The organism is Actinocorallia sp. A-T 12471 (assembly GCF_033875155.1).
Lineage (GTDB): Bacteria > Actinomycetota > Actinomycetes > Streptosporangiales > Streptosporangiaceae > Actinocorallia.
In genome coordinates this window covers 40,820-52,111 of sequence record NZ_JAWZTE010000022.1, presented here as the reverse complement: position 1 = coordinate 52,111, position 11,292 = coordinate 40,820, and the positions used below count along the sequence as shown (strand labels likewise).

12 protein-coding genes are annotated in these 11,292 nt (G+C 71.1%); 5 read left to right on the top strand and 7 right to left on the bottom strand.

All coding sequences use genetic code 11. From position 1 onward, the window contains the following. Positions 1 to 342: 342 nt before the first annotated feature. From R9X44_RS34865 to R9X44_RS34855, 3 genes are all read right to left on the bottom strand, one after another. Positions 343 to 873, bottom strand: a complete 531-nt coding sequence (locus R9X44_RS34865) for an isoprenylcysteine carboxyl methyltransferase family protein (RefSeq protein WP_319818657.1) — start codon at positions 871 to 873, stop codon at positions 343 to 345. 38 nt (positions 874 to 911) lie between these two features. Further along, entirely contained in the window at positions 912 to 1,964 is a 1,053-nt protein-coding gene (locus tag R9X44_RS34860) for a type III polyketide synthase (protein ID WP_319818656.1), read from the bottom strand. A gap of 136 nt (positions 1,965 to 2,100) precedes the next feature. Further along, positions 2,101 to 2,658 carry a DNA starvation/stationary phase protection protein gene (locus R9X44_RS34855; protein ID WP_319818660.1) on the bottom strand — a complete coding sequence of 186 codons (558 nt, stop codon included), beginning with the start codon at positions 2,656 to 2,658 and terminating at the stop codon, positions 2,101 to 2,103. 361 nt (positions 2,659 to 3,019) lie between these two features. Here R9X44_RS34855 and R9X44_RS34850 point away from each other — a divergent pair, with 361 nt between their 5' ends. Both R9X44_RS34850 and R9X44_RS34845 read left to right on the top strand, forming a co-directional pair. Further along, positions 3,020 to 3,820, top strand: a complete 801-nt coding sequence (locus R9X44_RS34850) for a GNAT family N-acetyltransferase (protein WP_319818655.1) — start codon at positions 3,020 to 3,022, stop codon at positions 3,818 to 3,820. Further along, the gene (locus R9X44_RS34845; protein WP_319818654.1) at positions 3,817 to 4,998 is read left to right on the top strand and encodes a lysophospholipid acyltransferase family protein; all 1,182 of its coding nucleotides are present in this window, start codon (positions 3,817 to 3,819) and stop codon (positions 4,996 to 4,998) included. Before R9X44_RS34850 ends, R9X44_RS34845 begins: the two co-directional genes overlap by 4 nt. Here the strand turns inward: R9X44_RS34845 and R9X44_RS34840 are convergent. The 3 genes from R9X44_RS34840 to R9X44_RS34830 all read right to left on the bottom strand — a co-directional run bounded on the left by R9X44_RS34840 (position 4,882) and on the right by R9X44_RS34830 (position 6,311). After that, complete coding sequence (locus R9X44_RS34840) at positions 4,882 to 5,277, bottom strand: VOC family protein (protein WP_319818653.1); 396 nt, start codon at positions 5,275 to 5,277, stop codon at positions 4,882 to 4,884. The genes R9X44_RS34845 and R9X44_RS34840 overlap by 117 nt on opposite strands. Before the next feature lie 141 nt (positions 5,278 to 5,418). Next, complete coding sequence (locus tag R9X44_RS34835) at positions 5,419 to 5,919, bottom strand: hypothetical protein (protein ID WP_319818652.1); 501 nt, start codon at positions 5,917 to 5,919, stop codon at positions 5,419 to 5,421. Then, the gene (locus tag R9X44_RS34830; protein ID WP_319818651.1) at positions 5,916 to 6,311 is read right to left on the bottom strand and encodes a helix-turn-helix transcriptional regulator; all 396 of its coding nucleotides are present in this window, start codon (positions 6,309 to 6,311) and stop codon (positions 5,916 to 5,918) included. Before R9X44_RS34830 ends, R9X44_RS34835 begins: the two co-directional genes overlap by 4 nt. 226 nt (positions 6,312 to 6,537) lie before the next feature. Here R9X44_RS34830 and R9X44_RS34825 point away from each other — a divergent pair, with 226 nt between their 5' ends. Genes R9X44_RS34825 through R9X44_RS34815 form a run of 3 tightly spaced genes read left to right on the top strand, consistent with a single transcriptional unit; the run spans position 6,538 to position 10,174 of the window. Continuing rightward, entirely contained in the window at positions 6,538 to 8,259 is a 1,722-nt protein-coding gene (locus R9X44_RS34825; RefSeq protein WP_319818650.1) for a DUF2207 domain-containing protein, read from the top strand. Next, positions 8,256 to 9,290 carry a hypothetical protein gene (locus R9X44_RS34820; RefSeq protein WP_319818649.1) on the top strand — a complete coding sequence of 345 codons (1,035 nt, stop codon included), beginning with the start codon at positions 8,256 to 8,258 and terminating at the stop codon, positions 9,288 to 9,290. Before R9X44_RS34825 ends, R9X44_RS34820 begins: the two co-directional genes overlap by 4 nt. 50 nt (positions 9,291 to 9,340) lie before the next feature. Beyond that, a complete protein-coding gene (locus R9X44_RS34815) occupies positions 9,341 to 10,174 on the top strand; it encodes a class I SAM-dependent methyltransferase (RefSeq protein ID WP_319818648.1) in 834 nt (277 codons plus the stop codon). Between the two features lie 6 nt (positions 10,175 to 10,180). Here the strand turns inward: R9X44_RS34815 and R9X44_RS34810 are convergent, their stop codons facing one another. Then, positions 10,181 to 11,257, bottom strand: coding sequence for a hypothetical protein (locus tag R9X44_RS34810; RefSeq protein ID WP_319818647.1), 1,077 nt, complete (start codon positions 11,255 to 11,257; stop codon positions 10,181 to 10,183). Positions 11,258 to 11,292: the final 35 nt, after the last annotated feature.

The window sequence follows — 11,292 nt, the reverse complement described above, 5'->3', positions numbered from 1 at the left end:
CTCCCACCCAGCAACCCAGCCCGCGCGCGCCCGCCCCACGTGGTCCAGCTCTAGCCCGAGTCCGTGCGGGGTTGCGCTCGCACCGCGCAGCCCAGCTCCAGCCCGGCCCGCTCGCGCGGAGCGGCCCAGCTCTCGTTCGAGCCCGCCGGGGTGGGCTGGACACCCCGCTCTCGTTCGGGCCGGTGCGGGATTTGGGCTTGCGCGGCCGGGGTCAGCCGGGCGGCGAGCCAGGCGAAGCGGCCGTAGGCGGGCGCGACGATCACCGCCTGTGCGGGCCGGTCTGGGGTCGGGCCGGGGCCGGCCTTCCTCCGCGCAGTCCCGAAGGGACTGCGCGGAAAGGGGTTAGGCTTTTTTGGGGGTTAGGGATTTTAGGGCGGTGTTTTCGGTTTTCAGGCGGTGGGCGGTTAGGGGGAGGTTGAGGAGGGTGAAGGTGAGGGCGGTGAGCCAGGCTGTGTGGACCAGGGGGAGGGCGAAGCCCTCTAGGGCTACGGCGAGGTAGTTGGGGTGGGGGAGCCAGGGGTAGCGGTAGGGGCCTCGGGTCACGCGGGGGAGGCCGGGGACGACGATGACGCGGGTGTTCCACTGGGGGCCGAGGGTGCGGATGCACCACCAGCGCAGGCCCTGGGCGGCCGCCACCAGGGCGAGCATGGGCCAGCCGAGGGCGGGGATGAAGGGGCGGTCGAGCAGGACGGGTTCCAGGAGGCAGCCGGCAAGGAGGCCGACGTGCAGGGCCACGATGAGGGGGTAGTGGTCGCGGCCTGATTCGACGCCGCCCAGGGCGCGGCTCCACTGGAGGTTTCTGCGGGCCACCTTGAGTTCGGCGAGTCTTTCCAGCCCTACCAGGCAGACCAGAGCCGCGTACCAGCCGGACACGGAGCACCCCTTTCGCCAGCCCGAATCACGGGTCCCGGTTACCAGTCGAGGAGGACGAGTTCGGCGCAGAAGCCGGGGCCGAGGGCGAGGAGGACGGCGTGGCCGCCGCTCGGGGGCGAGGCGGCGAGCGTGTCGGCGAGGACGTGCAGGACCGAGGCCGACGAGAGGTTGCCCTTCTCCTGGAGGGAGGTCCTGGTGAGGGCGAGGGCCTCGGGGTCGAGGTCGAGGGTCTCCACGACGGCGTCGATGATCTTCGGTCCGCCCGGGTGGCAGATCCACGTGGTGATGTCGCGCGGGGTGAGGTCGTGCGCGGCGAGGAAGGTCCTGACGTCGTCGGCGAGATGCGCGCGGACCATGTCCGGGATGCCCGGGTCGAGCATGACGCCGAAGCCGTCGCCGGACACGTTCCAGCCCATCAGGTGGCCGGAGTCGGGGTACAGGCGGCTGCGCGTGGCCCGCACCGAGGCGGTGCCGGGAAGGGCGTGGGCCGCGCCGCAGACGACGACGGCCGCGGCCCCGTCGCCGAACAGCGCGGTCGCGACGAGGTTGGCCGGGGTCAGGTCGTGCCGCTGGAGCGTCAGCGAGCACAGCTCGACCGACAGCAGGACGGCGACGTGCCCCGGCCAGCCGCGCAGGTGGTCGTGGACCCTGGCGAGCCCCGCCGCGCCGCCGACGCAGCCGAGCCCGAACACCGGCACTCTCCGCACATCCGTACGGAGCCCGACATTCGCCGCGATCCGCGCGTCGATCGACGGCGCCGCGAGCCCGGTCGTGGAGACCGTGAGGATCAGGTCGACGTCGTCGGGGGCGAGCCCCGCGTCGCTCAGCGCCTCCGTGAGGGCACGGGAGCCGAGCTCGACACTCCGGGTTATGTAGGCGTCGTTCGCGCCCCCGAAGCCTTCCAGGGCCGCGTAGCCGCCGATCGGGAGCGCGAGGCTGCGCGTCCGCACCCCGACGGCGGTGTGCAGCCGCTCGAGCAGTGCCTTCTTTGTCCCGGTCAGTCCCCATCCCGCGACGAACGCCTCGGTGATCTGCCCCTGGGGATACCTGTGCTCCGGCAGGACCCCGCGAACCGCCGCGATACGCGTCATGACTCCATCAATAGTTCGTTATCCCCCAAGGCCGGGGCACTCCCGGGGCAAGCGCGGGCGAAGACGCGAATGGGAAAGGCTCCGGACAGCCCTGAGGGCCGGGCGTGAGCCCGGCCCCCGACGGGTCGTAAGCGCGCTAGCTAGGGTCGCGCTGCGGGTCGTTCACCGTGTCGCTGATCGGCCCGCTGACGATCGGCGTGTCGACGAGGTGCTCGATGAGGAACCACGCCTGGAGTTCGCCGGTCCTGATGACGTCCGAGACCAGCAGGTCATCGGTGCCCGAGTCGCCGAGGTCGGCGGCGTGCCGCGCCGCGTCGCGCGCGGCGACGAGGATCGCCTCGTGCGCCTCGACAAGGCGGGTCAGCATCGCCGGGACCTCCTCGACGCCGTCCGGCGGCCGGGGGATGACGGTCAGCTCGGCGACGTGCCTCGGGTCGCCGACGGCCACGCCGCCAAGGGTCTGGACGCGTTCCGCGACCAGGTCAACGAGCTTCAGCTGCTCGTCGGCGTGCTTGTCGAGCAGGAGGTGGAGCTGGTAGAAGGTCGGCCCGCGCATGAGCCAGTGCGCCTTCTTGTAGAGGTTGTAGAGGATCTGGGTGTCGGCGAGGATCTGGTTCAGCCGGCGACACGAGTACATCCGCGCCTCGGACGACAGGCCGAGCGGGAACATCCGGATGGTCCCGAACTCCTGTATCTGCGTCTTGCCTGTCTCCGGAAAGGCGTTCGCCTCCGGGAACGTGCTGCCGGTCTGGCTGCCGGTCTGGGTGGGGCGCTCGGTGGCCACGATCCCTCCTTCGCGATGGTGGACCCTCACAGCCCTTCCCGAAAGTCCCAAGCGAACACCGCAAAGTGGTCCTTGTCTCACAAATTCGCTCGTTCTCGGACACAGTGGGTGACGGTCCTGGAGGCGGGCTCCGGGCCTGAAGGGCGGACTTCACCGGGTGTTCCGGCGCGCGCTCTACTGGCGTCGCCGGACGTGCGCCGACGCGTCCGAAGGTTCCTCGCACGGGCCGCGTCCAAGGGACGGACGCGGGCCGCCGACCCGGGGAGCACCCATGACGACGCCCACCACGACCCCCATCACCGGGCCCGTAACGCCGCCCGGTACGCGCGACCTTCGCGAGCCCGTCACGCAGCCCGCGTACACCGTTCGGATAGCCGACACCGAGGAGCAGGTGCGCGCGGCGCAGCGGCTGCGGCACCGCGTGTTCGCGACCGAGCAGGGCGCCTGCCTGGACACTGCGGTCGCGGGCCACGACGTCGACCCCTTCGACGCCTACGCCGACCACCTGCTCGTGGTGGAGACCGCGACCGAGGAGGTCGTCGGCACCTATCGGCTGTTCCCGCCGGGGCGCGGCCCGTCCTACGCGGCGACCGAGTTCGACCTCGCCGGGCTGCCGGACGACGTGCGCGCCTCGATGGTCGAGACCGGACGCGTCTGCGTCGACCCCGCGCACCGCACCGGAGCCGTCATCACCCTTCTGTGGTCGGGCATAGCGCGCTACGTCCTGCTGTCGGGCCACCGCTACCTGGGCGGCTGCGCCTCGGTCTCCCTAGACGACGGCGGCCGCGCCGCCGCCCACGTCAGCGCCCTCGCCGACGCGCACCGGCCGCCCGCCGACTTCGCGGTACTGCCCCGCAACCCTTGGCAGGGCCCGTCGGCGGCCGTAACCGGCGCACAGTACGACGCCCCCGCGACGACCCCGCCTCTGCTGCGCGCCTATCTGCGGTTCGGCGCGTGGATCTGCGGCGCGCCCCACCACGACCCGGCTTTCGCGACCGCCGACTTCTTCGTCCTCCTCGACCTCGACGCCATGCACGACCGCTACCGCCGCTTCTTCCTGGCCGACCGATGAACCCCTGGTCCCCCACCTCCCCGTGCACGACCGCATGCGTAGCCGCCGCCCTCCCACCCACCCGCCTCCCCACCGCGGCCCTACGCGCCGCCCGCCTCGCCGCCCTCCTGGCCCGCACCCCCCACACCACCGCCCTGACCCCCCTCTCCCGCTCCCTCCTATCCGCCCTGAACATCACCACCAACGTCACCAAAGCCGCCCCCACCCCCACACCCCCAAGCGCGCGCGCTGGAGAGGCCCCCACCCTCGGGCCCGAGCGCACCCCCGCGCCCCCAAGCGCGCGCGCTGGGGAGGCTCCCACCCTCGGGCCCGAGCGCGCGCACGCGGCCCCAAGCGCGCACGCCGGGCAGCGCCCTGCCCTCGGGCCCACGTCCGCGGACCTCAGCGCGCGCGCTGAGGAGCGCCCTGTTCTCGGGCCCGCGTGCGCGGGCCTCAGCGCGCGCGCTGGCGAGGGCGGTGTCCCCGAGCGTGCGTACGCGGGCACAAGCGCGCGCGCTGGGGAGGGTGGGGTTTTTGGGGTGGGGGAGGGGGGTGGGGTGCTCGTGGTGGCGAATCATGTGTCGTGGCTTGATGTGCCTGTGCTGGCGTCGTTGGGGGCGGTGACGATGCTCGCGAAGCGGGAGGTGGGGGAGTGGCCCGTCATCGGGGAGTTGGCGAGGCGGGTGGGGACGAGGTTCATCGACCGCGATGGGCTGTTGTCGCTGCCGGGGGTCGTGGCCGACCTCGCGGAGCTGCTGCGTGCGGGCTCGTCCGTCGTGGTGTTCCCCGAGGGCACCACGCGCTGCCGTACTCCGGGACGGTTCCACCGCGCCGTCTTCCAGGCCGCCCTCGACGCCCGGGCCCCGATCCTGCCCGTGGCCCTCTCCTACCGGCAGGGCCCTCATCCGACGACCCTTCCGGCCTACGTAGGCGCCGACCCCTTCAGCCACTCACTACGCCGCGTTCTGACCGCCGCTGAACTCTCCGCCCACGTCCACGTACACGCGCCGCTGTATCCGAGCCCGTCCGACACCCGCCGTACCCTCGCCCTGCGCACGTCAGCTCTGCTCTCCCCGGGCGGGTCAGGGCAGGGGACGGGAGTCGCGGCGCAGGGGATGGTCGGAGGGGATCTCGACAAGGACGAGCCGGACGCCGTCCGGGTCGGCGATCCACATCTCGTGCAGGCCCCAGGGCTCTAGCCGCGGCTCGCGCAGCACGGTGACCGACGCGGCGGCGAGCCGCTCGTGCTCGGCCCTTACGTCGCGTACCTGGAGCCAGAGGGCGACGGCGTCAGACGACGGCGTCTCCGCCCGCCCGGACAGCTCGAGGAACCCCGACCCGAGGAAGAACACCGTCCCCGGAGCGTCGGGCGGCCCGAACTCGCGGTACACGGCGAGCCCGAGCACGTCGCGGTAGAAGCGAAGGCTTCTCTCCGGGTCGGTCGGACGGATGAGTACACGGCCGCTCAGTACTTCCATGCCGTGATTGTCCCGGCGAGGCCGCACGTCCCTAACCCGGCGCAGGACAAAGATCTCTCCCCGCGCCGCACACGCGAACGGCCCCCGGCGGAGATCCCTCGGGGGCCGTTCACGACGTCGCCGTAAGCGGCGCGTTCATGTCTAGCTCTTCTTGGCGGTGCTCTTCTTGGGGGCGGCCTTGGGAGCGGGCTTGACGGTCTCGGCCTCGATCGGGGTCGCCTGCTTCGGCGGGGCCACCACGGTGGCCTCCTCGACCTTCACGGCCTCCTTGTTGATGACGGTCTTGCCGCGCTCGGCCAGCTCGTCGATGACCTCGGTGAGCTTGGTGGAGACGGTCGCGACGTAGCCCTGGAAGGTGGTCGCCTCGGTGGTCTCCTGGTAGCGGGAGACGTTGGCCTTGAGCTCGTCGACCCGCAGCGTGACGGTGGTGCGGGCCTTGGCGACCCGCTCGTTCACCTCGCCGCGCAGCTCGTCGACGTTCTCGGTGACCGACTCGCGGTACTTGCTGTAGTTCTCGGTGAGTTCGGCGCGCACCTTGGCGGCGACCTCGGGCACCTCGCGAAGCTTCTCGACGGCCAGGTCGACCGCCCCCGCTCCGGCGTAGACGGCCTTGCTCTCTCGGATCTTCTCGGCGAGGGTCATGGTTCCAGGTCCTCTCTTGTCGACGGGGCCTCGTCTTCCGGCCCGGTGTTCGCGGTGTTCTCCTTCCGGAAGGAGTCGTAGATGTCCAGCAACACCTGCTTCTGCCTTTCGGAAAGAGCGAGGTCGGCCCGGATGGCTGTCTGGACGTCGCTGTCCGCCTCGCGGTCCTCGAGGATTCCGGCCTGCACGTAAAGCGCCTCTGCCGAGATCCTGAGCCCCTTGGCGATCTGCTGGAGGATCTCCGCCGACGGCTTGCGCAGGCCGCGTTCGACCTGGCTCAGGTAGGGGTTGGAGACCCCGGCCTGCTGCGCCAGCTGACGCATGGAGATCTTCGCCCGTTGCCGCTGCTCCCGGATGTACTCCCCGATGGAGCCGACCTTCGGTCCTTGCATATGTCCCACCCTCGGTCAAAGTGCTTGCTATTGCAAGCGGAGGGCGTGGCCCTCGGCGGTGACTCCGCTCACAATTTGCCATGATCTCGTAACTCAGATCCGAAAATCACTGGATTCTTGGCGTTTCCTTGCGTGTTCCCTGACCGGAGAGTGCGTGCTCCTGCAAGCAGAGCGGTTCACGCAGCCCCATAGTGGGCGTGATCGGTACCCACTACGCTTTGGGCGCATGCTGGGACGCTCATGGCTGATCGCCGCACCCCTCCTCCTGCTCGCCCCGCTGACCCCCGTCCACGCCGCGCCGCCGCCGACCGCCGCCGAGCGCGCGGCGGTCCTCGCCGACGCCGACGACCGGGTGCTCAGCGACGAGGTCGTCCTCACGGTCGGCGGAGACGGGGTGCTGCACGCCACCGAGACCGTGCGGTTCGACCACGGCTCGACGTCCGACGGCGACCCCGTCGAGCGGATCTTCATCACCCGCGTGCCGGTCGACTCCACGCGCGACAGGACCTTCGCCGTCGACAACGTCAAGGTGACGGGCGGAGGGATCGCCGCCGAGACCGTGGTCGAGGACGGCAGGACCGTCGTGCGGCTGTCGGGCGGCTCGGGCGTCCAGACCTACACGCTCACCTACGACGTGAGGGGGTCGGTCGCGCCGCTGCCGAACGGGCAGGAGCTGCGCTGGACGGCCGTCGGGTGGAACGTCCCGGTTGTCGAGGCGACGGTCACGCTCGACGTCGAGGCGCAGGTGCGCGGCATCAACTGCTTCGCCGGGTCGCCCGCGAGCGTCGTCGGGTGCAGCGAGTTCCGCAGGCCGAAGCCGGGCCGCATGACGCTGTTCGGACAGACGACGATGCTTCCGGAGGAGTACCTGACGGTCGCGGGGGTGCTGCCCGCCGGGCACACCACAGGCACGCCGACGTACGTCGAGCGCAAGACGCTCGCTTCGTCGTTCGCCATGAACGCCGTCACGGGCGGGGCCTTGGCGGCACTTCTTGTGGTCCTGCTCGGCGGCTTCTTCCTCCTGCACCGCCTGCGCGGCCGTGACGAGCGCGCTGAAGTCGCCGAGACGACGCCGCTCACCGAGGCCGGCTTCGAGCCGCCGGACGGCATCCGCCCCGGCCAGGTGGGCACGCTCATAGACGAGCAGGCCGACGTGATCGACGTCACCGCGAGCGTCATCGACCTCGCCGTACGCGGCTACCTCCTCATCGAAGAAGCCGAGGGCAAGGGCGACTGGACCCTACGCCGGCTCAACCGTCCGGTGAACGACCTGCTTCCCTACGAGCAGATCCTGTACGACGGCCTTTTCCTCGGCGGACGCGAGACCGTCAAGCTCGCGGCCCTCGGCGGCACGTTCGCGACGAAGCTCTCGCAGGTCCGTGCGGCCCTGTACGTCGACGTGGTGAAGCAGGGCTGGTTCAACCGCAGGCCGGACGCGGTCCGCTCGCGCTGGACCGTCCTGGGCTACGTGGTGACCGCGCTCGGCGTCATCGGGACCGTCGCGCTGGCGATCGCGACGAACTACGCGCTCGTCGGCCTCGGCGTCCTCGCGTTCGGCCTCGCGCTGACGCTGTTCGGCAAGCACATGCCCGCCAAGACCGCCAAGGGCTCTGCGGTGCTCGCGCGCACCCTCGGCTTCCGTGAGTACCTGCGCAAGGGCGCGGCCGAGCAGGTGCCCGACCGTCAGAAGATCGCCCTGTTCTCCCGTTTCCTGCCGTACGCGGTCGTGTTCGACACGGTCGGGCCGTGGGCCAAGACCGTGGAGACCGCGGGGGTCGAGGGCGGAGACAACCTCTACTGGTACGAGGGACCTGCCGAATGGGACCTTTCGAAGTTCGCCGAGTCGATGCGCGCGTTCACCTTCGCGCTGTCCGGGGCGCTCGCCCAGTCGCGTCCGTACGGCAAGAAGGCTCCGAAGGTCGACGTCGCGGCGTTGGGCGCGGAGTGAGGCGGGCCGCCGCCTTCACGGCTGTCCTTGTGGGGGCCTCCCTTGTGGTCGCCCCCGTCGCGCAGGCCGCGCCCGCCAAGTGGCGCAAGATGGCCGGCGTCAAGACGGTGAAGGCGGGCGCGCTGAACAACGTCGAGTTCGTCTCGGCGAAGCTCGGCTGGGCGGCGGGTAAGGAAGGCGACAAGCTCGCTCTGTGGAAGTGGAACGGCCGCAAGTGGAGCCGGGTAGCCAACGACTTCGCTTTCGCGCCCGCCGGGCTCGCCGTCGCGGGCCCCAAGCGGGCCTGGATAACGGGCGTCGAGCTGACGGCGTCACACGCGCTGTACTACAACGGCTCCGCGTGGCGTGAGGTGGCGTTCCCGGGGCCCGGCGTACCCGTCGACCTGGCTGCCGCGCCGGACGGGACGGCCGTCTCCGTCGCCGAAGACCCGTTCCGTGGCGGCAACGCCGTCCACCGGTGGAAGAACGGGAGGTGGACGCGCTGGAAGGTGCCGCTGCCGAAGAACACGTCGCTCAGCACGGTCGAGGTGCGGGCCAAGAACGACGTCTGGCTCGGCGGCACGTACAGCGCGAACAAGCAGTTCCGTTCGCTGCTCATGCACTGGAACGGCAAGAAGTGGAAGCGCCTGAAGGTCGGGGGCGTGTCCAACAAGGCGATCACCCAGATCGTCGCCGACGGTCCCGGGACCGCGTGGGCGCTGCGCGGCGCGACGGCGACGTCGCTGGTGCGGTGGACCGGCAAGCGGGTGGTCGAGCGCAGGCTCCCGCGCGAGCTCGGTGCGCTCACCCTCACCTCCGACGGCTTGGGCGGCGTGTGGATACTCCCGTACAGCCGAAGTGACGCCAAGGAGACGCCTTACCTGCGCTGGCATGAACGCGACAGTCTGTGGGACTTCGCTTCCGGGCCGCGTCGTGACGGTGTTCCCGGCCTTGGCGACATAGAGAACATTCCGGGTACGTCGCGGGTGGTGTCGGTCGGCGGGCTCGACCGGAACGACAAGCGCTACCCGATCGTCGAGATCTACCGCTGACGGCCCCCTGAGCGGCCCGAGCGGGCCCGCGGAGCGCCTACCGTGGAGCGGTGTGCGCGGAGCGGGTGCGGCGGCCTGAGGGCGAGCTGACGAGGGGGACGACCAACCCCAACCGGCTGCGACGGCAGGACCTCTGGACGGCCGCCACGACGCCGCTGCCGCCCGGCGCGCTCGTGGTCGACCTCGGATACGGGGCGTCGCCGGTGACGGCCGTGGAGCTGTACACGCGGCTGCGCGCGGCGCGGCCCGACGTGCGCGTCGTCGGCCTCGAGATCGCGCAGGACCGGGTGGACGCCGCCCGAAGCTTCCTCGCCGAGCACGCGGACGCCTACCCGGGGCTGTCGTTCGCCAGGGGAGGGTTCGAACTGCCCGTGGACCGGCCGCCCGACCTCGTCCGCGCCGCGAACGTGCTGCGGCAGTACGACGAGGAGTCCGCGTGGCGTACGTGGGACCGGCTTGTGGAGCGCCTCGCGCCCGGAGGGACCCTCGTGGAGGGCACCTGCGACGAGATCGGCCGCAGGCACGTCTGGGTGGCGCTGCACCGGGCGTCCGCGACGGGCGGGGCCGCGCCCGCGACGATCACGTTCGCCGCGTCCGTGGCCCATCTGCCCAGGCCGTCGGCGCTCGCCGAACGGCTGCCGAAGACCCTGATCCACCGGAACGTGCCGGGCGAGGCCGTGCACGCGTTCCTGAGGGACATGGACCTCGCGTGGGCGAGCGCCGCGCCGCAGTCGGTGTTCGGGCCGAGGCAGCGCTGGCTTGCGACGGTCGAACAGATCCGGCGTACGTGGCCCGTGCTCACCCGTCCGCCTTACGGCGGCGTACGCCGCTGGAGGTTGGGCGAGATAACGCTTCCGTGGGACGCCCTCGCGCCGCAGCGGTAGATCACGTCAGCGGTAGATCTCCACGATGGGCAGCCGCTTGTTACCGGAGGCGACCCCTCCGACCGCGATGACCTGCCTGGTACCGGGGATGCGGACGATGTCGTGGATCTGGGTGTCGCCCTTGCGCTGCGGGCCCTTGAGGTTCGCCCACTTGCCCGTCCAGTGCAGGTAAGCCGAACGCTTGCCTCCGGTGCCCGGCGACGGGATCGTCCACGCGCCGGAGCCTCCGTCGGGAGTGAGGGCGTAGTGGGAGATGAGCGGGGTGCTCGCCTCGGTCCACTTCTTGCCGGTCCAGCGCAGCAGGCCGCCGCCGTTCTGCGCCCGGATCGCCCACACCCGGTTCTGCCCGGTGACCGCGAGGTCCTGGACGATGTTGTGCGGCTGCCCGATGACGCCCCACGAGCCCCCGGGCGCGGGCGCGGCCTTCCACTGCCCGCCGGTGTACCGCACGACCGTCGCGACGGCCTGGGTGCCGTTGGCGGTGGTCGTCCCGGCGAGCCACACGTCCTTGCGGTTCCGGACGGCCACCGCGGTGAGCGACGCCCCGGCCGCGGCGGGCACGTCGACGTTGACGAACTTCTTGCCGTCCCACCTGCGCACGACGCTCGCCCCGTCGTTCTTGGAGTTCAACCCCGCGACGGAGTAGACGGTCCCGTCAGGCGAGGCCGAAAGCGAGATCGGCACGATCGGTAGCGTGACGGGGCCGAGGTTCGCCCCCGGATACGCGACCTTCTTCCACGACTTCCCATTCCAGTAGATCGCGACGGGCGTAACCCCCGAGACCCCCACGGCCCAAGCCTTGTTCGGCCCGGACGCGGCAATGGCGGTGGGCCGGAAGTTCCCGGCCCCCTTCTTCACCGTCCACTTCTTGCCGTCCCAATGGAACGGCCGCCCGTTCTCATTGATCGCGAACGCGCTCTTCTTACCGACGGCCGCCACCGCCACCAACGTCCCCGCCGTCTTGAACGCCTTCCCCGACACGTTCTTCCACGCGGCCTTCTTAGGAGCCGCATACGCGCCCCCCTGCGGCACCACAAGCAGCGCCCCCACGAGCGCACCAGACACAACAACAGACAGACGCATACGACGAATCTCCTCAAGGGGGAACAGGAGCGCGC